The 22,548-nt window shown below is 69.3% G+C and carries 19 protein-coding genes and 1 tRNA gene; 13 read left to right on the top strand and 7 right to left on the bottom strand.

The features are described from left to right. The first annotated feature begins 10 nt into the window (after positions 1-10). The 4 genes from AC0IY1_RS14145 to AC0IY1_RS14130 all read left to right on the top strand — a co-directional run bounded on the left by AC0IY1_RS14145 (position 11) and on the right by AC0IY1_RS14130 (position 3,087). The gene (locus AC0IY1_RS14145) at positions 11-496 is read left to right on the top strand and encodes a chemotaxis protein CheW (RefSeq protein ID WP_055953670.1); all 486 of its coding nucleotides are present in this window, start codon (positions 11-13) and stop codon (positions 494-496) included. A gap of 25 nt (positions 497-521) precedes the next feature. Beyond that, positions 522-905, top strand: a complete 384-nt coding sequence (locus AC0IY1_RS14140; RefSeq protein WP_055952036.1) for a response regulator — start codon at positions 522-524, stop codon at positions 903-905. An 86-nt stretch (positions 906-991) separates the two neighbouring features. Then, on the top strand, positions 992-2,170 hold the full coding sequence (locus AC0IY1_RS14135; protein ID WP_055952039.1) for a protein-glutamate methylesterase/protein-glutamine glutaminase: 1,179 nt from the start codon (positions 992-994) through the stop codon (positions 2,168-2,170). Continuing rightward, entirely contained in the window at positions 2,167-3,087 is a 921-nt protein-coding gene (locus AC0IY1_RS14130; RefSeq protein WP_471770291.1) for a CheR family methyltransferase, read from the top strand. The genes AC0IY1_RS14135 and AC0IY1_RS14130 overlap by 4 nt, the downstream gene beginning before the upstream one ends. Before the next feature lie 175 nt (positions 3,088-3,262). Here AC0IY1_RS14130 and ctrA read toward each other — a convergent pair whose 3' ends face one another. Beyond that, positions 3,263-3,964 (bottom strand): response regulator transcription factor CtrA, encoded by a 702-nt coding sequence (gene ctrA, locus AC0IY1_RS14125; protein WP_019903129.1) that lies wholly within the window; start codon positions 3,962-3,964, stop codon positions 3,263-3,265. A gap of 421 nt (positions 3,965-4,385) precedes the next feature. On the opposite strand from ctrA, the gene fliI reads away from it, so the two are divergent. The 3 genes from fliI (at position 4,386) to AC0IY1_RS14110 (ending at position 7,445) form a co-directional block, all read left to right on the top strand. Then, complete coding sequence (fliI, locus tag AC0IY1_RS14120) at positions 4,386-5,741, top strand: flagellar protein export ATPase FliI (protein WP_471770290.1); 1,356 nt, start codon at positions 4,386-4,388, stop codon at positions 5,739-5,741. Between the two features lie 92 nt (positions 5,742-5,833). Then, positions 5,834-6,241, top strand: coding sequence for a flagellar export protein FliJ (gene fliJ / locus AC0IY1_RS14115; protein ID WP_055952048.1), 408 nt, complete (start codon positions 5,834-5,836; stop codon positions 6,239-6,241). 154 nt (positions 6,242-6,395) lie between these two features. Next, positions 6,396-7,445 (top strand): putative bifunctional lysylphosphatidylglycerol flippase/synthetase, encoded by a 1,050-nt coding sequence (locus AC0IY1_RS14110; RefSeq protein WP_055952051.1) that lies wholly within the window; start codon positions 6,396-6,398, stop codon positions 7,443-7,445. Positions 7,446-7,784: 339 nt separating this feature from the next. Here AC0IY1_RS14110 and flhA read toward each other — a convergent pair whose 3' ends face one another. From flhA to AC0IY1_RS14095, 3 genes are all read right to left on the bottom strand, one after another. Beyond that, positions 7,785-9,950 carry a flagellar biosynthesis protein FlhA gene (gene flhA / locus AC0IY1_RS14105; protein WP_471770288.1) on the bottom strand — a complete coding sequence of 722 codons (2,166 nt, stop codon included), beginning with the start codon at positions 9,948-9,950 and terminating at the stop codon, positions 7,785-7,787. A gap of 112 nt (positions 9,951-10,062) precedes the next feature. Beyond that, a complete protein-coding gene (locus AC0IY1_RS14100; RefSeq protein WP_055952056.1) occupies positions 10,063-11,307 on the bottom strand; it encodes a KpsE/RkpR family capsule polysaccharide export protein in 1,245 nt (414 codons plus the stop codon). A gap of 100 nt (positions 11,308-11,407) precedes the next feature. Further along, positions 11,408-12,061, bottom strand: coding sequence for an ABC transporter ATP-binding protein (locus AC0IY1_RS14095; protein ID WP_055953674.1), 654 nt, complete (start codon positions 12,059-12,061; stop codon positions 11,408-11,410). Between the two features lie 245 nt (positions 12,062-12,306). Between AC0IY1_RS14095 and AC0IY1_RS14090 the strand changes: the two genes are divergently transcribed. The 3 genes from AC0IY1_RS14090 (at position 12,307) to AC0IY1_RS14080 (ending at position 14,295) form a co-directional block, all read left to right on the top strand. After that, positions 12,307-12,396, top strand: a tRNA-Ser gene (locus AC0IY1_RS14090). 388 nt (positions 12,397-12,784) lie between these two features. After that, the gene (locus AC0IY1_RS14085) at positions 12,785-13,432 is read left to right on the top strand and encodes a DsbA family protein (protein ID WP_471770286.1); all 648 of its coding nucleotides are present in this window, start codon (positions 12,785-12,787) and stop codon (positions 13,430-13,432) included. Beyond that, positions 13,429-14,295, top strand: coding sequence for an MBL fold metallo-hydrolase (locus AC0IY1_RS14080; RefSeq protein WP_471770285.1), 867 nt, complete (start codon positions 13,429-13,431; stop codon positions 14,293-14,295). Before AC0IY1_RS14085 ends, AC0IY1_RS14080 begins: the two co-directional genes overlap by 4 nt. A 58-nt stretch (positions 14,296-14,353) precedes the next feature. Here the strand turns inward: AC0IY1_RS14080 and AC0IY1_RS14075 are convergent, their stop codons facing one another. Together AC0IY1_RS14075 and AC0IY1_RS14070 are read right to left on the bottom strand one after the other, a co-directional pair. Beyond that, entirely contained in the window at positions 14,354-15,421 is a 1,068-nt protein-coding gene (locus AC0IY1_RS14075) for a spore photoproduct lyase family protein (protein ID WP_471770284.1), read from the bottom strand. Positions 15,422-15,562: 141 nt separating this feature from the next. Next, complete coding sequence (locus AC0IY1_RS14070) at positions 15,563-16,294, bottom strand: SHOCT domain-containing protein (RefSeq protein ID WP_471770283.1); 732 nt, start codon at positions 16,292-16,294, stop codon at positions 15,563-15,565. Between the two features lie 242 nt (positions 16,295-16,536). Between AC0IY1_RS14070 and glgX the strand changes: the two genes are divergently transcribed. The 3 genes from glgX to AC0IY1_RS14055 all read left to right on the top strand — a co-directional run bounded on the left by glgX (position 16,537) and on the right by AC0IY1_RS14055 (position 20,965). Next, entirely contained in the window at positions 16,537-18,813 is a 2,277-nt protein-coding gene (gene glgX, locus AC0IY1_RS14065; protein ID WP_471770281.1) for a glycogen debranching protein GlgX, read from the top strand. A gap of 175 nt (positions 18,814-18,988) precedes the next feature. Next, complete coding sequence (locus AC0IY1_RS14060) at positions 18,989-20,605, top strand: histidine kinase famiy protein (protein WP_471770279.1); 1,617 nt, start codon at positions 18,989-18,991, stop codon at positions 20,603-20,605. Between the two features lie 36 nt (positions 20,606-20,641). After that, positions 20,642-20,965, top strand: coding sequence for a plasmid stabilization protein (locus AC0IY1_RS14055; protein WP_471770278.1), 324 nt, complete (start codon positions 20,642-20,644; stop codon positions 20,963-20,965). Between the two features lie 333 nt (positions 20,966-21,298). Here the strand turns inward: AC0IY1_RS14055 and AC0IY1_RS14050 are convergent, their stop codons facing one another. Next, complete coding sequence (locus AC0IY1_RS14050; RefSeq protein WP_471770276.1) at positions 21,299-22,510, bottom strand: NADP-dependent isocitrate dehydrogenase; 1,212 nt, start codon at positions 22,508-22,510, stop codon at positions 21,299-21,301. Positions 22,511-22,548 lie beyond the last annotated feature (38 nt).

Here is a 22,548-nt window from a genome sequence, read left to right as displayed (position 1 = left end):
CACGCCCATGATGCAGGCCGCCAACACCAACGCCGCGGAAACCGTCGGCACCCACGACTTCGTCACCGTGTTCGTCGGCGAGACCATGTTCGGTCTCGCCATCGACCGGGTCCACGACGTCTTCATCCCCGCCGGCGTGACGCCGGTGCCGCTCGCCCCGCCGGAGATCGTCGGGCTGCTCAACCTGCGCGGTCGCGTCGTCACCGCCCTGTGCCTGCGCCGCCGCCTCAGCATGGCGCCCCGCACCGGGGACAGCGCCCAGATGGCGATCGGCCTGGAACAGGGTGGCGAGACCTTCGCCCTCATCGTCGACGGCGTCGGCGAGGTGCTCAAGCTCGGGGCCGAGACCCACGAGCCGGTGCCGATCAACCTCGATGCCCGCTGGCGCGATCTCACCCTCGGCGTCCATCGCCTCGACGGCCGCCTCCTCGTCATCCTCGACGTCGATGCGCTCCTCGCCTTCGGGACGAACGCCCGCACCGCCGGCGCGGCCTGAGCCCCATCGCAAGGAGAAGGGTCCGATGAAAACCTGCCTCATCGTCGACGACTCCGCCGTCATCCGGAAGGTGGCGCGCCGCATCTTCGAGACCATGAACTTCGAGGTCGGCGAGGCCGAGGACGGCGAGAAGGCCCTGAGCGCCTGCGGCAAGACCATGCCGGACGCGATCCTGCTGGACTGGAACATGCCGACCATGGACGGCTACGACTTCCTGCGCGCCCTGCGGAAATCCCCGGGCGGCGAGAAGCCCAAGGTCCTGTTCTGCACCACGGAGAACGACGTCGGCGCCATCGCCCGCGCCCTCCATGCGGGCGCCGACGAGTACATCATGAAACCCTTCGACCGCGACATCGTCACGGCGAAGCTCGCGCAAGTCGGCTTCGCCACCGAAGCCGACGCGGCCTGACGCGGACCTGGACCGGGCATCACCGCCCCGTCCGGGGCCAGTTCCTCCCCCGACCGTTCCTCCGCGTCGCTCACAGCGTGAAATCCATGATGGCCGCCACCGCACCGACCTTCGCGTCGACCCATGCCGCGCCGCCGCCGCTCGCGGGGCAGCGGGTCCGGGTCCTGATCGCAGACGATTCGGCGGTGGTGCGCGGGCTGGTCGCCCGCTGGATCGGCGAGGCCGGCTACGAGGTCGTCGCCACGGCGGCCAACGGCCGGATCGCCCTCGAAGCGATGTCGCGCCACGACCCCGATGTCATCCTCCTCGACATCGACATGCCGGAACTCGACGGCACCCAGGCCCTGCCGCTGCTGCTCGCCAAGAGCCCCGGCGTCCAGGTCATCATGATGTCGACCCTGACCACCCGCAACGCCGACATCTCCCTGCGCTGCCTGGCCCTCGGGGCCGTCGACTACATCCCCAAGCCCGAGAGCAACCGGGGCGTGACCACCTCGGACGCCTTCCGGACCGACCTGATCGAGCGGGTGCGCATCTTCGGCTCCGCCCGGGCCCGCAAGCGCGGCGCTTCCGGCGCCCCGATCCCCGTCTCGCCCGGAATGCCGGCGCCCGCGCCGGTCTCGGCCCTGCGCCCGACCGCGCCCCTGGTGCTGCGGCCGAAGGCCCGCACCGGCGTCGCGCCCCGCGTCCTGCTCATCGGCGCCTCCACCGGCGGCCCCCGCGCCGTAGGCGAGGTCCTGGAGAAGATCGGCAGCGCCACGCTGCGCCAGTTTCCGGTCCTCATCGTGCAGCACATGCCGCCGGTCTTCACCGCGGTCTTCGCCGAGCATCTCGGCGTCCGCACCGGCCTGCCGGCCGCCGAGGGCAAGGCCGACGAGCGCCTGCAGCCCGGCCGGATCTACGTGGCGCCGGGTGGGCGCCACATGGGCCTCGGCGGAAGCCGCCAGGACGTCACCATCCGGTTGCATGACGGACCGGTGGTGAATTTCTGCCGGCCCGCCGTCGACGTGCTGTTCCAGGATGCCGCCGCGATCTTCGGTGCCGCAGCCCTGGCCGTCGTCCTCACCGGCATGGGCTCGGACGGAACCGGCGGGGCCCGGGCGCTGACGGAGGCCGGGGCGGCGGTACTCGCCCAGGACGAGGCCACCAGCACCGTCTGGGGCATGCCCGGCAGCATCGCCAAGGCGGGACTCGCCCAGGCGATCCTGCCCCTCGGCGAGATCGGACCGGCGTTGCGCAATCTTCTGACGGGGCAGGGCGCATGACCGACGTCGAATTCGATTTCCTGCGCGCCTACCTGAAGACCCGCTCCGGTCTCGCGCTCAGCGGCGAGAAACGGTACCTGGTGGAGAGCCGCCTCGGACCGATCTGCCGGCGCTTCAACCTCGCCGATCTCGGTGCACTGGTGACGGCCCTGAAGGGCGGCCGCGACCTCGCGATGGAGCGGGCGGTGGTCGAGGCGATGACCACCAACGAGACCTTCTTCTTCCGCGACCGCACGCCGTTCGACCTGTTCCGCGACGTGCTGCTCCCGGAAGCCATGGCCCGCCGGGCGGCGCAGCGCCGCCTGCGGATCTGGTGCGCTGCCGCCTCCACCGGCCAGGAACCCTATTCCCTGGCGATGATGCTGCAGGACGCCGCCCCGCGGCTCTCCGGCTGGACCGTCGACATCATCGGCACCGACCTGTCGACCGAGGTGCTGGAGAAGGCCAAGGCGGGGCTCTACAGTCACTTCGAGGTCCAGCGCGGCTTGCCCGTTCAGTCGCTGATCAAGCACTTCGAGCAGGTCGGCGAGCAGTGGCGCATCTCCGCCAGCCTGCGGCAGATGGTGGATTACCGCCCGCTCAACCTGCTGCAGCCGTTCGATTCGCTGGGCACGTTCGACATCATCTACTGCCGCAACGTGCTGATCTATTTCGATGCGCCGACCAAGGGCGACGTGCTGGCCCGCCTCAGCAACAGCCTGGCGGCCGACGGCGCGCTGCTCCTGGGGGCCGCCGAGACGGTGATCGGCCTGACCGAGAAACTCGTGCCGAACGCCAAGCACCGGGGCCTGTACAACCAGGCCGGCGCAGCCCTCGCGCCGCAAGCCCGGCCGCTGCCGGTGCTCACCCCGGCCGCCGTGGCGATCACGCCGGCAGCGGCCGTCGCCCCGGCGATGCGCCGGGTGGTCGGCCTCTGACCGGCCTCCGCGGATCTCGGTGACGGCACGTGGCGCGGGCGAAAGTCCGCGCCATTGTCTTTGGGCGGTCGACGCCGCGCGGGGGAGGGGGCGCCGGAGTCGCAGGAGCGTGGGATCCCGCACAAACAAAAAAGGCCCCGCTCGCGCGGGGCCGTTTCGCCGTCCGACCGGAGGTTCAGACGGCGATCCGCTCTTCGCCCTCGTTGGGCTCGCGCAGCACGTAGCCGCGGCCCCAGACGGTCTCGATGTAGTTCTTGCCCGAGGAGGCGTTGGCGAGCTTCTTGCGCAGCTTGCAGATGAAGACGTCGATGATCTTCAGCTCGGGCTCGTCCATGCCGCCGTAGAGATGATTGAGGAACATCTCCTTGGTCAGCGTCGTGCCCTTCCGCAGCGAGAGGAGTTCCAGCATCTGGTACTCCTTGCCGGTCAGGTGCACGCGGCTGCCGGAGACCTCGACGGTCTTCTGGTCGAGGTTCACGATCAGGTCGCCGGTGGTGATCACCGACTGGGCGTGACCCTTCGAGCGGCGGACGATCGCGTGGATGCGGGCGACGAGCTCGTCCTTGTGGAAGGGCTTGGTGAGGTAGTCGTCGGCGCCGAAGCCGAGGCCCTTCACCTTGTCCTCGATGCCGGCCATGCCGGACAGGATCAGGATCGGGGTCTTCACCTTGGCGACGCGGAGATTCCGCAGCACCTCGTAGCCCGACATGTCGGGCAGGTTCAGGTCGAGCAGGATGATGTCGTAGTCGTAGAGTTTGCCGAGATCGATCCCCTCCTCACCGAGATCGGTGGTGTAGGTGTTGAAGCTCTCGGACTTGAGCATCAGCTCGATGCTCTGCGCGGTCGCGCTGTCGTCCTCGATCAGAAGTACCCGCATCGTCGGTCCCCAGCCCAGCCGGCCGTGTGCAGCGTATGGGCAAGCCCCCGCCGTCCGCTCGCCACCGGCCCGTGGCGAACGCTCATTCGTCAATGACGTGAAACGCTATTCGTTAATCGTTAACAAACCCTGTTTCACGGACGCAAGCACCCAATTGGATCTCCGGTCCGGCCACGCTTCGAACCGTTGACGGTCTGTTCTCGTTCGACCGCCTCCCGGCGCGATGCGAAACCTTCGCAGCGTTCCCTAAGTGCCTTGCCCGCTTGGACTTGTTGCGCGCTGTCTCTTCCGAACAACGACACCGGAATGTCATCGACCGGACGGAAATTTTTTACGACCCGGACCGAACCGGCGGCGCGCTACAACCCCGATGCACACAGTGTTAAGGAGGGAGGTAAACGAATGGTTGAGAGACGCATCGATGACCGATCGCAATCCTAGCGTCGGACGCTTGCGCCTGGCTGACGCGCGCAGTGCCCTCGCGGGAATTCAGGTCCTGGAGACCTACGGACGGGTCGTGGCGATTCGCGGCCTGCTGATCGAGGTGGCGGGTCCGGTGGCGGCCATGCGCCTCGGCGGACGCCTCGACATCGCGGTCGAGAACGGCCTCGGCGCCGTGCCCTGCGAGATCATCGGCTTCCAGGGCGACCGGGCCCTGGCCATGCCCTTCGGCTCTCTCGAGGGGGTGCGGCGCGGCTGTCCGGCCCTGGTGCGGGACGAGGCCGCGGGCGCGGTGCGTCCCTCCGCGGCCTGGCTCGGCCGGACGATCGATGCCCTCGGCCGGCCCATCGACGGCCTGGGGCCGCTGCCCCCCGGGCCGGCGATCTATCCCCTGCGGGCCGATCCGCCCCCGGCCCATGCCCGGCAGCGGGTCGGTCCCCCCCTCGACCTCGGCATCCGCTGCATCAACACCTTCCTGACGATGTGCGCCGGCCAGCGCATGGGCATCTTCGCCGGCTCCGGCGTCGGCAAGTCGGTGCTGCTGTCGATGCTCGCCCGCTACACCGCCGCCGACGTGGCGGTGATCGGCCTCGTGGGCGAGCGCGGACGCGAGGTGCAGGAGTTCCTCCAGGACGACCTCGGCGCCGCCGGCCTCGCCCGGTCCGTGGTGGTGGTGGCCACCTCCGACGAGCCCGCCCTGATGCGCCGCAACGCCGCCTACGTCACCCTGGCGATGGCGGAGTATTTTCGCGACCAGGGCGCGCAGGTCCTGTGCATGATCGATTCGATCACCCGCTTCGCCATGGCCCAGCGCGACATCGGCCTCGCGGCCGGCGAGCCGCCCACCGCCAAGGGCTACACCCCCACCGTCTTCAGCGAATTGCCGCGGCTCCTCGAGCGGGCCGGGCCCGGGACGGGGCAGGGGGCGATCTCCGGCCTGTTCACCGTCCTCGTCGAGGGCGACGACCACAACGAGCCCGTGGCCGACGCGGTCCGGGGCATCCTCGACGGGCACATCGTGATGGAGCGCGGCATCGCCGAGCGCGGGCGCTATCCGGCGATCAACGTCCTGCGCTCGGTCTCCCGCACCATGCCCCGCGCCTGCGACCCCGCGCACCTGCCGACGGTGCGCCGGGCCCGGCGCCTGCTCTCCACCTACGCCGACATGGAGGAGCTGATCCGTCTGGGCGCCTACCGGGCCGGCGCCTCGCCGGAAGTGGACGAGGCGATCGCGCTGATGCCCGAAATGGAGGCTTTTCTGGGTCAGGGTAAGGAAGAAGCAACTTCGATCGGCGAGGGTTACCGTCGCCTGGCAGAGATCGTCGGCGCTCCCTGAGGGGACGCCCCGGCTTCCTCTCCCGATGCCGGGCCCGGGGCGCGGCCAGTCGCGCACCGGCGAGCCGTGCGTTGCGTGGAGTGAACCCGCCCATGAAATCCCGTGACACGTTGATCCGGCTGCGACGCTTCCAGGTCGACGAGAAGCGTCGCCGCGTGACGCAGATCGAGATGATGAAGGCGGACTTCACCCGCATGGCGTTGGAGCTCGACCGCGAGGTCGCCCATGAGGAGAGCCGCGCCGGCATCACCGATCCGGCCCACTTCGCCTACCCGACCTATGCCCGGGCCGCCGCCACCCGCCGGGACAACATGCGCCAGTCGGCCGCCGCCCTCGAGGGGCAGCTCGCCGAGGCCAAGGCCGAGCTCGGCGAAGCCTTCGAGGACCTGAAGAAGATCGAGATCCTCGACGACCGCGAGCGCAGCGCCGAGCGCGTCGCCGAAGCGGCCCGCGACCAGGCCGCCATGGACGGAATCGGCCTCTCGCGCATCCGCGCCTGACCCGGGGAACGTGCCGGCGCCCCCGCGGCGACCGGCACGAAACCGTCATGATCCCGTGGGAAGAGCCGTCCCTGCCGGGGCCGCGCGGAACCTTGCTTGCGATGCAGCGCATCGTCGTGCAGGGAGGGCCCGAACAGGGGCGCGCCGAACCACCATGAAGAAGATCAGCGATTTTATCTGGCCGATCATCGGCCTCGCCGCCGTGATCGGTTCGGGTTACCTGCTCTACAAGGAGCTGGCCGGCATCTCCATGGCGGAGATCAAGGGCAGCTTCGCCGCGATCCCGGTGCACCGTTTCCTGCTCGCCGGCCTCTCGACCCTCGTCGCCTACGCGGCCCTGGCCTGGTACGACCGGATCGCCCTGCTGCACCTCGGCGTGAACCACATCTCCCTGTTCTTCGTCTCGGTCTGCTCCTTCACCACCTACGCGCTCTCCCACAACATCGGTGCCTCGGTGTTCTCCGGGGCCGTGGTGCGCTACCGGGCCTACACCGCCAAGGGCCTCTCCGCGGCCCAGGTCGCGGTGCTGGTCGCCCTCTGCTCCTTCACCTTCGGCCTTGGCACGATCCTGCTCGGCGGCTTCGTGCTCACCGTCCTGCCCGACACCCTGACGCGCCTCAACGGCTACCTTCCGGCGGTCCTGACGGACCCCGCCACCGCCCGCATCCTCGGCGCCGGTCTCCTGGCCTTCGTCGCCCTCTACGTGGCCGGCTCGCTGCTGCACCTGAAGCCGCTGACGATCCGCAAGTTCAAGCTCGAATATCCCCGCCCGCGCATCATGGGCCGCCAGCTCATCGCGGCTCCGCTCGAGCTGCTCGGCGCCGCCGGCATCATCTACTTCGCCCTGCCGGAGGCCGGGAACCCCGGCTTCCTCGTCGTGCTCGCGGTCTTCCTCGCCTCGTTCTCGGCGGCCCTGGTGTCGAATGCCCCCGGCGGCCTCGGGGTGTTCGAGCTGGTCTTCGTGGTGGCGATGCCCGACATCGCCCGGCCGTCGGTGATCGCCGCGCTGCTGGTCTTCCGGCTGTTCTATTTCTGGCTCCCGTTCCTGATCTCGGTGGTGGTCGTGCTCCTCTACGAGCGCAACCGCCTCGCCTCGGCCCTGCGGGACAAGCCCCACGACCCGGCCTCCCCGGAGGCGCCGTTGACCGCGCCCGGCCTCGACGCCCATGCCCTCGAGCGCCGCATGGAGAAGAAGCCGGTCTGAGCCGTTCTTCGGGAGAGATCGGAGACGCACGACCGGTTCGGAGCGGCCGGCGTCCGTTCAGGGGACCCGAGGCGAAATCTTCGGCTTCCGTGCAGATCGCGCGTCGGGCCCGGCGCGGTTGAGAACGGCCCGGGCGCAGCGCGATCCCGATCGCTTCCCCGATTCCTTCGGCCGACAGGGTCGACGAGCGCCACGTCCACGGCTTGGCCATGACCTTGGCCATGAAGCTTGGCCATGAGCGAGAGCGCGGCCGCGCGTGCCCGCGAGCTTGCCGGACCGGCCCGCGGCCCTGCGGTTCGTTCGCGGGACCGGCCTCTCTCCCGAGCGCCGGGTCGCCTCTCAGACCGAACCGACGGTGCGGAGCCGGGCACGGGGATGGATCTCCGCCTGGCTCATCACCGGCGTCTCGCGCCGGAAGCGCTCGATGATCGAGCGCACGAACGGCCGAGCCTGGACCGAGGTCACCAGCACGGGCATCTCGCCCATGCGGGCGGCCGTCTCGAAGCGGTCCCGCACCGTGTTGACGAACTCGGAGAGCTTCGAGGGCTGCATTGCCAGGAAGCGCTCGTCGCGCTCGCCCGCGATCGACTCGAGGAAGGCTTGCTCCCAGGCCGGCGACAGGGTGATGATCGGCAGCATGCCGTCCGGCCCCTGGTACTGGGCACAGATCTGGCGGCCGAGGCGGGCGCGGACATGCTCGACGATATCCCGCGGGTTCTTCACGTGGCCGGCGACCTCGGCGATGCCCTCGATGATCGCCCCGAGGTCACGGATCGAGACCCGCTCGGCCAGCAGGAACTGCAGCACGCGCTGGATGCCGGTGGTGCCGATCTGGCTCGGCATCACCTCCTTGAGGAGGTCGGCATGGTCCTTCGAGACCTCGCGCAGGAGCTTCTGGACCTCGACATGGTTCAGGAGCTCGGAGACGTGCGCCTTGATGATCTCGGTGAGGTGGGTGGAGACCACCGTGGCGGCGTCCACCACGGTGTAGCCCTTGAGCTGGGCCTGGTCGCGCAGGGAGGCGTCGATCCAGGTGGCGGGCAGGCCGAAGGTCGGTTCCAGCATGTGCTGGCCGGGCAGCTGCACCTGTCCGCCCATCGGGTCCATCGCCATGAACTGGCCGGGGAAGATCTGTCCCGTACCGGCCTCGATCTCCTTGACGCGGACCACGTAGGCGTTCGCGTCGAGCTGGACATTGTCGAGGATCCGGACCGACGGCATGACGAAGCCGAGTTCCGCGGCGAGCTGGCGGCGCAGGGCCTTGATCTGGTCCGTGAGACGATCCTGTCCCTCGGGGCCGTTGACCAGGGCGAGCAGGGCGTAGCCCATCTCGAGCTTGAGGTCGTCGAGCTTCAGCAGGTCGGTGACCGTCTCCTCCTTGGCGGCCGCGGCGGCGGCCACCGCGGAGGCATCCATCGGCGCACCGTCGGCATCCAGCGGCGGCGCCTCGCGGGCGACCTTGGCGAAGTGCCAGGCGGCGTAGCCTGAAGCCCCGGCCAGGGCGAGGAACGGCAGCATCGGCATGCCGGGCAGGAGGGCGATCAGCACCATGACGCCCGAGGACATGCCGAGCGCCTTGGGGTAGTTCGCGAGCTGCTTGCCCAGCGCCTTGTCGGCCGAGCCCTTCACGCCCGCCTTCGAGACCAGGATGCCGGCCGCCGTCGAGACGATGAGGGCGGGGACTTGCGAGGCGAGGCCGTCGCCGATGGTCAGCAGGGTGTAGGACTTCGCCGCCCCCAGGAACGGCATGCCCTGCTGGGCGACGCCGATGATGATGCCGCCGATCACGTTGATGAAGGTGATCAGCAGGGCGGCGATCGCGTCGCCGCGGACGAACTTGGAGGCACCGTCCATGGCGCCGAAGAACGAGGATTCCTCCTCCAGGGCGGCGCGGCGGGCCTTCGCCACCTTCTCGTCGATGAGCCCCGCCGAGAGGTCGGCGTCGATGGCCATCTGCTTGCCCGGCATCGCGTCGAGGGTGAAGCGGGCGGCGACCTCGGCGATGCGGCCCGAACCCTTGGTGATGACGACGAAGTTCACGATGATGAGGATCGCGAACACGATGATCCCGATGACGAAGTTGCCGCCCATCACGAAGTTGCCGAAGGCCTCGATGACGTGGCCGGCGGCCGCCGTGCCCTCGTGGCCGTGGCCGAGGATCAGGCGCGTGGAGGCGAGGTTCAGGGCGAGGCGCAGCAGCGTCGCCACCAGGAGCAGGGTCGGGAAGACCGTGAACTCGAGCGGATTGTCGATGAACAGCCCGGTCATCATGATCAGCACCGAGATGATGATCGAGACCGCGAGCAGCAGGTCGAGCAGGAAGGCCGGCAGCGGGAAGATGAGCACCGTGAGGATGCCCATCACGGCGGTGGCGAAGAACAGGTCCGTGCGCTTGGAGAGCGCGTTCAGGTTCGCCCGGTTCGGGATCGCGAAGCTCGCGAACTGTGCGAGGCTCCCCCCGGAACCCCCCGCCGGAGCCGGCGCGGCGGCAGCCGTCTCGCTCATCGTCACCCTCAATGCCCCCGAGGTGCGGGGGCCCGGCAAGTTTTGCCGAGTGCAGGGTTAGCGAAGGGTTAACACTGGGCCGCCGGCCGCCCCCGCGGGCGGCCGAACCGCCTCAGGCGAAGTATTTGCGGGTGACCACCGCGAGCGCGAACGCCAGTCCGGCGCCGCCGGCGATGAGGCTGATCATCAGGAGGCGACGGGGCTCCTGGGAGGATTCGGGCTTCACCGGCTCCACGATCATGCTGAAGAACTCGATCTGGCGCTCCGCGATGATGCGCGCGCGCTCGTTCGCGGCCAGCACCTTGGTGAAGTACTTCTCCGCGTCCGCGCGGTCGGCGTCGTAGGCCTCGAACCGGGTGAGCGCGTTCGCCAGGATGCGGCGCTGCTCCGGGTCCTCGCTGGCGGATTGCCGCTCGATCCGCGCGATGTTGTCGTCGAGGTCCTTGATCTGGGCCTTCATGTCCTGGATCCGGCGGGTCTCCGGCGAGAGATCGCGCTGGCCCTGGATGAGCTGGACCGCCAGGTTGATGCGGGCCGTCCGCAGCTCGGAGAGCACCTTCAGGTTGCTCTCGTTGGTCTTCTGCGCATCGAGGACGCCGTCGCGGTTGCGCAGGGCCGCCACCTCGGTGCGAATCTTCAACATCCGCTCCTCGGCCCGCTTGAGCTCGCGCTGGCTCTCCAGCACGGCATCCTCACGGGCCCGGCCGCTCAGCGCGTTCACCATGCGCTCGCTCTCGGCCAGGATCGCGTTCGAGAGGTTGAGAGCATCCTGCGGGTCGAAGGCGTTCACCGTCAGGAGGATGATGCCCGATCCGGACTCGATCTTGGTATGGACCCGGTCATGCCAGTACTTGACCAGCTTCTCGATCGGCTTCTCGGGATTGAAGCGCGAGAAAAAGTCGATCCCGGGCCGGGAGAACATCTCCCGCAGGGGATAGGTCTTCTCGATGGCCTCGATCATCGGCCGGCTGAGGATGTAGTTGGTCGCGATCAGGCTGTCCTGCGCCACCATCTGCTTCAGCGGCGAGCCCGAATTGGTGCCGACCTGATCGGGCGAGGCCTTGTCGACGTTGCCGAGGGCCGGCCGCAAGGCGAAGCGCGACTCGATCACGAAGCGGTCCGACGCGATTAGGCCGTAATAGACGACGGCCGCCAGGGTCGGGAGCAGGAAGCAGACCACGAACAGGACCGGGATCAGCGGATCCGTCTTCACGTGGCTCTGGTAGGATTGGATGCCCTTCTTGCGGTCGGCGAAGCGCGAGACGCGGGCGATCTGCTTGAGGGATTCGGCGACCGCATTCGAGCGATCGGCCGTGGTCAGCGGCTGTCCCTGCGGGTTGCGGATTTCGATGCTCATGCGCCCCGGTATTCCATGTCGTCCGGCCACCAGGCCGCCCCATCAGACCCTTTGCACCGCCGCCGCGGCAAAACCGTGGCCGCGGTCAGGCCGGCGCATCTCACGCGTTCAGACGGCGATAGACCTCGATGGCGTCGTCGATGCTCTCGTAGACGATCGCCCGCCCGTTGATGATGACGATGCCCTGCTGGCACCAGGTGCGCAGGGTGTCCATGCCGTGGGAGACCATGATCACGTCGGCATTCTCGCGGCGCGCCGCGAAGGCCTCCTCGCAGCGCTTCTGGAAGCGGGCATCGCCCACCGCCGTGACCTCGTCGATGAGGTAGCAGTCGAACGGGATGGCCATGCTCATGCCGAAGGCCAGGCGCGAGCCCATGCCGGACGAGTAGGTCCGGATCGGGACGTCGAGGTAGCTGCCGAGCTCGGAGAAATCCTCCACGAACTCCAGCACCTTGCGCGGATCCTCGCCGTAGATGCGCGCCACGAAGATGATGTTGTCGCGCCCCGTCATGGCCGGGTGGAAGCCGCCGGCGAAGCCCAGGGGCCAGGACACGCGCGTGGTGCGGACCACGCGGCCCTTCGTGGGCATCTCGGTGCCGGCCAGGAGGCGCAGGGAGGTCGACTTGCCGGCGCCGTTGATCCCCAGGATGCCGTAGCTGGTGCCCGGCTTCAGCGTGAAGGAGACGCGCTCGAGGATCGTCCGGCGATGCCCGTCCGTCCGGTAGACCTTGGTCACGTTGTCGAAGCGGATCACGGCGGAGAACAGCTCCCGGGGCCCGAAGGCGAACCCCTCGCGCATCGGCTGCAAAAGCGGCGAATCTGAGAACGACGGCCCGGGTCCGCGGCGGCGCGGGTGGGCCCCGCGCCGAAATCTCGCGCGAATCGCCAGCTTTGCCGTTCTGAGGCTTGCACCCGGCCAAGGCCGCTTGTACACGACGCCTCCCGGCGCAATCGCGAAGCCCGGCCGCCCCGGCGGCTGCGAGACGCGGCGACGGGACCGGAGGGGTGGCCGAGTGGTTGAAGGCGCACGCCTGGAAAGTGTGTATACCGGAAACGGTATCGCGGGTTCGAATCCCGCTCCCTCCGCCAGATCCTGACATTCGACATCTCGGATTGTGCGAGGGCGCCGCGTGGGCGCCGCGCGGTACCTTTGATTCATCTGCGCCCGGTCCGTCGAGGGCTGCGCCCACGCTTCCGCGATCCACCGGGCACCCTGCCATCTGCCATGCCAGCGCATCAGCGCCGCCCGCGACTTAGGGGCCCGCTCATCCTCGTCGCAGGCGGGTGCGCCGGCGCCCCGGGCCGCGTGAGCGCGCAGCGCGCGGCCGAGGCCGGCTGCCGCGCTCGGGGCGGGGCTCCCATTCCAAAATTGGACTCGTCTTGCGCAAAGTCGGTCGCTAAAGCTGCGCTCGTCTGAATTAGCGCGGCTAATTCAGTTCTTCCGGCGCTTACGCAGCCACGCGTCAGGTCCAGGCCCATGCAGCTGACCTATCTGTTCGATCCCCTGTGCGGCTGGTGCTACGGCGCCGCCCCGGCGCTGGCCTGGATCGCCCGGTCGGAGACGGTCAGCCTGCAGCTCGCGCCCACGGGCCTGTTCGCGGGCGATGGCGGGCAGCCGATGGACGCCGCCTTCGCGGAATATGTCTGGCAGAACGACCAGCGCATCAGGCTGCAGACCGGGCAACCGTTCAGCGACGCCTATCACGCCCTGATCTTCGGGACGCCCGGCGTCGCCTTCGATTCGGCCGCGGCCACCCTCGGCCTCGTCGCCATCGGATCGACCCAGACCGGCCGGGAGGTCGAAGGGCTGAGCGCGCTCCAGCACGCCCTCTACGTCGAGGGCCGGGACACCGCGGATCGCGCCGTCGTGGCGGATGTGCTCGCCCGCGCGGGCTTCGCGGAGGCCGCCGCCCGGCTGGCGGAGCCCGACGCGGCGCTGCGGGCGGCGAACCACGCTCGAATCGAGGACGCGACCCGGATGATGGCCCGGTTCGGTGCCCGGGGCGTCCCCACCCTCGTCCTCGCCGACGAGCGGGGCGCCCGACGCCTGCCGGGCGGCATCCTCTTCGGCGACCGGGACAGACTTGCGGCCGAGCTTCGGGCCGGATCGGGGGAAACACCATGACGCAGATCAGCCTCGACGCGACCAGCGCGCTGCCGCCGGTCGGGATGCCCGCGCCCGGGCTGGCCTGGACGCATTTTCCGGCCGGCCCGAACGGCTTCTTCCGCGCCCCGGTGCTGCTCGAAGGGCCGACCGAAGCGATCCTGATCGACGGCGGCTTCACCTTCGCCGACGGCCGGGACGTCGCGGCGGCGATCGCCGCGACGGGCAAGCGACTGACGACGATCTATGTGAGCCAGTCGGATCCCGACTATTATTTCAGCCTGAAGCCCCTCTGCGAGGCCTTCCCGGAGGCCCGGGTGCTCGCCGCGTCCGAGACCGTGTCAGCCATCGCCCGCTCGGTCGACGCGAAGATCGCCGCCTGGGCTCCGCGGCTGGGAGACGAGGGTCCCCGGTCACGGGCCGACGTGGTCATGCCCACGGCCTTCGACGGCGCCGCGCTGGCGGTCGACGGCGAGACGGTCGAGATCCTGACCGCGGCGGGCCTGCCCAACCGCCGCACGCTCTACCTCCCGGCGCTGGACGCGATGTTCGGCGGGGTGCTCGTCTTCTCCGGCGTTCACGTCTGGACCGCCGATATGCCGAGCCCGGACGCCCGCGCGGCCTGGATCGCCGAGCTCGGCCGGCTCGCCATGCGCAGGCCCTCCGTCGTCGTGCCGGGCCATCTCGCCGTGGAGGCCGCCACCGACGGCTCGGCCCTCGCTTTCACCCGCGATTACCTGTTTGCCTTCGAGGAGGCCCTCGCGGCGGGCGGGGATGCCGCCGCGCTGAAGGCGACGATGCAGGCGCGCTTTCCGGGCCTCGGCATGGACATCGCCCTCGACATCGGCGCCAAGGTCGCCACGGGCGAGAGGGTCTGGGGCTGAGACGGGGGCAGCCTGACCGGACGGACCGGCGCCCGACGAAGGCCGGGCGCCGGCCGGTTCAGAACGCGTACCGCACCGTGCAGTACGGCATGCGCTCGGCCAGCAGCGCCTTGAAGCGGGCGAGCCACTTCCCCTTCCAGCCGGTGCGGTAGCGCAGGTTGGCGCCGCCGCCCTCGGAGACCTTCGCCTCCTGGATGTCCGGCCGCCAGAGCAGGTCCTCGGCCTTGGGGTGCCAGCCGAGATTGACCGCGTGCAGGTCGGCGTTGTGGGTCAGCAGGATGATCTCCGCCTTGAGCTGCGCCCGGGCCGCCGGTCCGATCGCATCGTCGATGGCGGCGAACAGGGCCGTCCAGTCGGCCTCCCAGCCCTCGTAGAGGATCACCGGCGAGAAGTTGACGTGGACCTCGTAGCCGGCAGCGACGAAGTCGTCGATGGCGGCGATGCGCTCGGGAATCGGGGCCGTCCGGACGTCGACGATGCGGGCGATGCGCTCGGGCATGAGCGAGAAGCGGATCCGGGTCTTGCCCTGGGGATCGTAGGCGAGGAGATCGCGGTTCACCGCCTTGGTGGCGAAGGACGCCTTGGCGTTCGGGATGTCCCGGAACAGCGCCACGAGGTCCCGCACCGTGTCGCTCACCATGGCGTCCACCGAGAGGTCGCCGTTCTCGCCGAGGTCGTAGACCCAGAGGGCGGGATCGATCGAATCGGGCTCGGGCAGGGGGCCCTGGCGGGCGGCGTGCCGGGCGATGGCGGCGGCCACGGCCTCGACGTTGACGAAGAGCGAGATCGGGTTGGCGAAGCCCTTGCGCCGGGGCACGTAGCAGTAGGCGCAGGCCATGGCGCAGCCATTCGAGGTCGAGGGCGCGATGAAGTGGGCGCTGCGCCCGTTGGGCCGCATGGCAAGACCCTTCTTCACCCCGAGCACCAGGGTCGAGCGCTTGATCCGGACCCAATCCTCCACCGAGCCGGCATTGCCGTGCAGGCTGGGGATGTTCCAGTGCGAGGGCACGACGATGCGCTCGGCCTGCGGGAAGCGGTCGAGGATCGCCTGACCGCGCGGGTAATCCGGCACGGCGGGCTCGTGGTAGATCGTCGAGACGTCGAGGAGGTCGCGGGGTCGGGCCATCAGCCTTGCGGGAGCTCTGCCGCGATCCGCGTCCCGTGCGCGGCGTCGGCCCGAGGCCAACGCGCGCGTCCCCCGGGCGATCCACCCCGCGTCGTTCGGAACCGAGGTGGTTCGGAACCGGGGTGAATCCGAATCGGGCGATCAGAGGCGTGCGAGCAGCTCGGCCTTCTTGGCGGTGAACTCGCCCTCGGTGAGGATGCCCTTGCGGCGCATCTCCGACAGGCGCTCGATCGTCGACAGGACGTCGCTGCCGGCCACCGGCGCGGCGCCGCCCTGAGGCGACGCCTCGCCCTGCGGAGGACCGGCCTCGAACGGTTCGGGCGCGAAGGGGCGGGTCTCGCCGCGCTCGGCCTCGTCGAGGCGCTTCAGGCTGGCGAGGTCGACGGGCCCGCCGGGGCCCGAGAAGCGCAGGCCGGTCGCGCTGCCCTGCTGCTGGGAGACGCCGCTGATCGTGTGGTCGCCGGTATCGTAGATCGCGGCCCGCCCCTCGGATTCGACCACGAGGCGCCTCTGGCCCGGAAAGTAGGCGTAGCGCATCCCGTTCTGCGATCCGGCGGTGGCCGGCGCACCCCATTCCAGGGGCCAGGGCGCCCCGGCGCCGCGCGGCACCTCCGACCAGGCCCCGGCCGGCAGCGCCGCGGCCAGGGTGGTGCAGAGGGCGTCCACCCGGGCCTTCAGGTCGGCGTTGAACATGTCGCCGATCATGGTCATGCCGGCGCCGGACCATTGGCCGAAGCCGCCGAGCTCGGGATGGTTGAACTGCGCCATCCGGCCATGGCCGGACTCGAGCGCCTGGGCGAGATGGCGCACGGCATCGAGGCTGACCCGGTAGCGATCGGCGATTCCCTGCAGGCCGTTGGGCTGATCCGTCATGCGCCGCTCTCCTCGCCCCGGGCGGCCCCCGCCGCCCGTCATTCGCACGCTTGCCACACCCGTTCTGCCGCAAGCGCACGCGGCGTGGAAGCGGTTGCGCAGCGTTGCGCCGTGCGATGCAAAAAGATTTGCCCCGTTGCGGACCTTCCGGCGAAGCGTGAGCGTTCCTGTCCAGGTTTCCAAGACGGGGCGACGCGCATCGCCCTGTCTCGACGCACCCATCGATACCGCCCGGAGCGAACATGGCCGACACGACGAATCCCGCGGACCGCTCGACCCCGCAGGGCCGCGCCAAACGTTCGCGCATCAAGGAAGGCTCGCCCTATCCCCTCGGCGCGAACTGGGACGGCCTGGGCGTGAACTTCGCCCTGTTCTCGGCCCACGCCACCAAGGTCGAGCTCTGCCTGTTCGACGATGACGGCGTGAACGAGATCGAGCGGATCGAGCTGCCCGAGTACACCGACGAGATCTGGCACGGCTACCTGCCCGACGCGCGCCCCGGCACCATCTACGGCTACCGCGTCCACGGCCCCTACGAGCCGAAGGCGGGCCACCGCTTCAACCCCAACAAGCTGCTGATCGACCCCTACGCCAAGGGCCTGGTCGGCTCCATCACCTGGAACCCGGCCCTGTTCGGCTACCAGATGGAGAGCGGCGACGACCTGACCTACGACGAGCGCGATTCCGCGCCCTTCACCCGCCGCTCCCGCGTTATCGACCCGGCCTTCACCTGGGGTCGGGACCGCAAGCCGCACGTGCCGTGGGAGAAGACCATCTTCTATGAGACCCACGTGAAGGGCTTCACCAAGCTGCATCCGGCCGTGCCGGAGAAGCTGCGCGGCACCTATGCGGGCCTCGGCACACCGGCGGTGCTCGACTACATCAAGAGCCTCGGCGTCACCTCGGTGGAGCTCCTGCCGGTCCACGCCTTCGTGCAGGACGACTATCTGCAGGAGAAGGGGCTGGTGAACTACTGGGGCTACAACACCATCTCGTTCTTCACCCCCGCGCGGCGCTACTCGGCCGTGCCGGACTTCGCCTTCTCCGAGTTCAAGGAGATGGTGGCGCGCATGCACGGCGCCGGCCTCGAGGTCATCCTCGACGTGGTCTACAACCACACCGCCGAGGGCAACGAGAAGGGCCCGACCCTCTCGTTCAAGGGCGTCGACAACGCCTCGTACTACCGGCTGATGCCCAAGGAGCCGCGCTACTACATCAACGACACCGGCACGGGGAACACCTTCAACCTGTCGCACCCGCGCGTGCTGCAGCTGGTGACCGACTCCCTGCGCTACTGGGCCACCGAGATGCGGGTCGACGGCTTCCGCTTCGACCTCGCCACCATCCTGGGCCGCGAGCCGCACGGCTTCGACGAGGGCGGCGGCTTCCTCGACACCTGCCGGCAGGACCCGGTGCTGAACAGCGTCAAGCTGATCGCCGAGCCGTGGGATTGCGGTCCGGGCGGCTACCAGGTCGGCGGCTTCCCGCCCGGCTGGGCCGAGTGGAACGACCGCTTCCGCGACGACGTACGCGGCTACTGGCGCGGCGACGAGGGCATGCTGCCGGATCTCGCGGCCCGGCTCACCGGCTCGGCCGACAAGTTCAACAAGCGCGGGCGCAAGCCCTGGGCTTCGGTGAACTTCCTCACCGCCCATGACGGCTTCACGCTGAACGACACCGTGTCGTACAACGAGAAGCACAACATGGCGAACGGCGAGGACAACCGCGACGGCCACTCGCACAACCTCTCGAACAACTACGGCGCCGAGGGCCCGACGGACGATCCGGAGATCCGCGCGGTGCGGCTGCGCCAGATGCGCAACATGCTGGCGACGCTGTTCCTCTCCCGCGGCACCCCGATGCTGCTGGCGGGCGACGAGTTCGCCCGGACCCAGAACGGCAACAACAACGCCTATTGCCAGGACAACGAGATCTCCTGGCTCGACTGGGAGGCCGTCGGTCCGGAGGAGCGGGATCTCGCCGAGTTCACGCAGCGCCTGACCCTGCTGCGCGAGGCGCTGCCGATCCTCACCCGCGGCCGCTTCCTGACGGGCTCCTACGACGAGGAGTTCGGCGTCAAGGACGTGACGTGGCTGAAGCCGGACGGCACCGAGATGTCGCCCGAGAACTGGACGCAGGGCGATGCCCGCTCCCTCGCGGTGCTTCTCGACGGACGGGCCCAGGCCTCGGGCATCCACCAGCGCGGCGGCGACGCCACCCTGCTGCTGCTCTACAACGCCTATCACGACCTCGTGTCGTTCACCCTGCCGGAATCGGTGGGCGGCGTCGGCTGGACCCGGCTCCTCGACACGAACCTGCCCGACAGCCAGGACGTGGTGAGCAAGCCGATCGGCGCGACCTACGAGGTCACCGGACGCTCGATGCTGATGTTCGTGCTGAAGCCGGAGGAGATCGACGGCGTCGAGGCCACCGAGATGGAGCGCTCCTACCAGCACGTGATGCAGGCCTTCGAGCGGGCCAACGTCAACAGCGTCCGCTTCGAGACCGAGCAGCGCTGACCCCCCGAGTCGCCGCGCGCATACCTGCGCGCGGCGCACCTCGCCGAATCGTCATGGTGCGCCGGGGATGCGGGGATGGGGACAGGGAACGATGATGGCGCCGGGTGTTTGACCCGTGTTAGGGGCGGCCTGTCAGGTTTCGCCTGCGAAGCCCCGCCGATGTGATTGCGCGACGATGATCGACACGCCCAAGATTCCGCCGAACGGGGCGCTCGCGCAGGACCCGATCCGATCCTCGGCCGAGACCCCGATCTCGCCGGAAGCGGCCTTCTTCTTCAACGCGGTGGCGGCTTCGCGCATGCCGATGGTGGTGAGCGACCCGCGCCTGCCCGACAATCCGATCATCTTCACCAACGACGCCTTCCTGGAGATGACCGGCTACGGCCGCGACGAGGTGCTGGACCGCAACTGCCGCTTCCTGCAGGGGCCGGACACCGATCGCGGCGCGGTGCGTGAGCTCGCCCGGGCGATCGCGGCCCGCGAGAACGTCGCCACCGAGATCGTCAACTACCGCAAGGACGGCACCCCGTTCTGGAACGCGCTGTTCGTCTCGCCGATCTACGACGCGGGCGGAACGCTGGTGTATTTCTTCGCCTCGCAGCTCGACGTCTCCCGCCGGCGGGACGCCGAGGAGGCCCTGGGCCAAGCCCAGAAGATGGAGGCGCTGGGCCAGCTCACCGGCGGCATCGCCCACGACTTCAACAACCTGCTCCAGGTCATCGTCGGCTACGTCGACATCCTGGGCGCCGGCCTCGACGATCCGTCAGCCGACCGCAACCGCCTGCGCCGGGCCACCGACAACATCCGCACCGCCGCCGAGCGCGCCACCACCCTGACGCAGCAGCTCCTCGCCTTCGCCCGCAAGCAGCGCCTCGAGGGCCGCTCCGTGAACCTGAATGCCCTGGTCCAGGGCATGGCCGACATGGCCGGCCGGACGCTGGGCGAGACGGTGAGCCTCGGGTTCGACCTCAGCCCCGACCTGTGGAACTGCCGGGTCGACCCGAACCAGGCCGAGGTCGCCCTGCTCAACGTCTTCATCAACGCCCGCGACGCGATGCCGGAGGGCGGCCGCCTCACGGTCAAGACCGAGAACCACGTCATCACCGGCGACGTGGCCGGTCCCCTGGCACCCGGGCGCTACGTCACCATCAGCGTGACCGATACCGGCAGCGGCATCCCGACCCATGTCCTCGCCCGGGTCATGGACCCGTTCTTCACCACCAAGGAAGAGGGCAAGGGCACCGGCCTCGGCCTGTCGATGGTCTACGGCTTCGCCAAGCAGTCGGGCGGCGCCGCCCGCATCGAATCGATGCTGGGGGAGGGGACCGTGGTGCGCCTGTCCTTCCCGGCCACCGAGACCGCGGTCCTCGAAGCGGCGCCGTCCACGGTCGGCCCCCAGGAGGGGTCCGGCACCGAGACGATCCTCATCGTCGATGACCGGGAGGACGTGGCCGAACTCGCCCGCACCATCCTGCGGGACTTCGGCTACAGCACCCTGATGGCGCAGAACGGCCGCGAGGCCCTCGAGGTGCTGGAGAGCGGGAACCCCATCGACCTGCTGTTCACCGACCTGATCATGCCCGGTGGGATGAACGGCATCGCGTTGGGGCGCGAAGCCACGCGCCGGCGGCCGGAGCTCAAGGTCCTGCTCACCACGGGCTACGCCGAGGCCAGCCTGGAGCGAACCGATGCCGGGGGTTCGGAGTTCGATCTGTTGAACAAGCCCTACCGCCGGACGGACCTGGTCCGCCGGGTTCGGGCGATTCTCGACGGGCCCGCCGCGGTCGGCTGATGCCTCGCCCGGGCCGTCCAGCGGAGGGGGTTCGCGATGAGCCAGGGCGACAAGTTGAAATACACCGACAAGCAGATCCGCAAGGCGGAGCACATCGCTGAATCCTACGAGGGGCGTGGCGTGCCCGAGAAGGAGGCCGAGGCGCGGGCCTGGGCGACCGTCAACAAGGACGATGGCGGCGGCAAGAAGCCCGGCGGCTCCGGGCGCGGCAAGGCCAGCAGCCATCCGGCGGCGCATCGCGGCGGACGGGTCGGGGGGAAGGCCTCCGCCGCCCGGACGCCGGAAGAGCGCTCGGCCTCCGCCAAGAAGGCCGCCGCCACCCGCAAGCGCAAGGCCGAGGCGGCGCGGCCCGCATCGTGACGGTTCGCCAGGGTCGCAGCGGACGAGCTGCCGACGACCGCCCGATCCGAGCGATCTCCGGTGTCAGTCCGCTGGGTCGATCACCGAGGCCACCGCTCCGTCATCCCGGGCTCCGCGCTGCGGCTCCGGGATGACGCGGTGCTCTGCGTCGGTCTTCATCCAATGACGCGTGCGGGCGGCCTCTCCGACGAGCGAGAGCGGGCGACCGGTGCCGACCCGATCGAAGGATAGGCGGGCGCAGCCGCCGAAGGACCCCGGAACGCTCGATCCCGCGCCCTTCTAAGACCGTGCACGCCCGGGCTCCCTCGAACCCTAGGGCTTCGGTGAACCCCGTCAGGCCATCGCGGTCTTGAGGTGCTGGTCGACCTTGTCGAGGAAGCCCGTGGTCGACAGCCAGCGCTGATTGGGGCCGACGAGCAGGGCGAGGTCCTTGGTCATGAAGCCGGCCTCGACGGTGTCGACGCAGACGGTCTCCAGCGTCGTGGCGAACTTGGCAAGCGCCGCGTTGTCGTCGAGCTTGGCGCGGTGGGCGAGGCCACGGCTCCAGGCGAAGATCGACGCGATGGAGTTGGTGGAGGTCTCCTTGCCCTTCTGGTGCTCGCGGTAGTGACGGGTCACCGTGCCGTGGGCCGCCTCGGCCTCGACGGTCCGGCCGTCGGGGGTGAGCAGCACGGAGGTCATCAGGCCGAGGGAGCCGAAGCCCTGCGCCACGGTGTCGGACTGCACGTCGCCGTCGTAGTTCTTGCAGGCCCAGACGTAGCCGCCCGACCACTTGAGAGCCGAGGCCACCATGTCGTCGATCAGGCGGTGCTCGTAGGTGATGCCGGCCGCGTCGAACTTCGCCTTGAACTCGTACTGGAAGACCTCCTCGAACAGATCCTTGAAGCGGCCGTCATAGGCCTTGAGGATGGTGTTCTTGGTCGAGAGATAGACCGGGTACTTGCGGTTCAGGCCGTAGTTCATCGAGGCGCGGGCGAAGTCGCGGATCGAGTCGTCGAGGTTGTACATCGCCTGGGCGACGCCGGCGCTCGGGAACTTGAAGACTTCCCGCTCGATGACGGTGCCGTCCTCGCCCTCGAACTTGATTGTCAGGCGGCCCTTGCCCGGCACCTTGAAGTCGGTGGCCTTGTACTGGTCGCCGTAGGCGTGGCGGCCGACGACGATCGGCTGGGTCCAGCCCGGCACGAGGCGGGGCACGTTCTGGCAGATGATCGGCTCGCGGAAGATGACGCCGCCGAGGATGTTGCGGATGGTGCCGTTGGGCGACTTCCACATGTCCTTGAGGTTGAACTCCTTCACCCGGGCCTCATCCGGGGTGATGGTGGCGCATTTCACGCCGACACCGTGGCGCTTGATCGCCTCGGCGGCCTGGACGGTAACCTGATCGTTGGTGGCGTCGCGGTGCTCGACGCCGAGGTCATAATATTCCAGGTTCAGATCGAGGTAGGGGTGGATCAGCTTGTTCTTGATCTCGCTCCAGATAATCCGGGTCATCTCGTCGCCGTCGAGTTCGACGACCGGGTTCGCAACCTTGATCTTATCCATCTGCAGCACACCTTCCTGGACCGGGGCGTTCACCGACG

The sequence above is a fragment of the Methylobacterium sp. AC690 genome (assembly GCF_979256535.1).
This window is presented reverse-complemented; position numbering and strand designations above follow the sequence as displayed.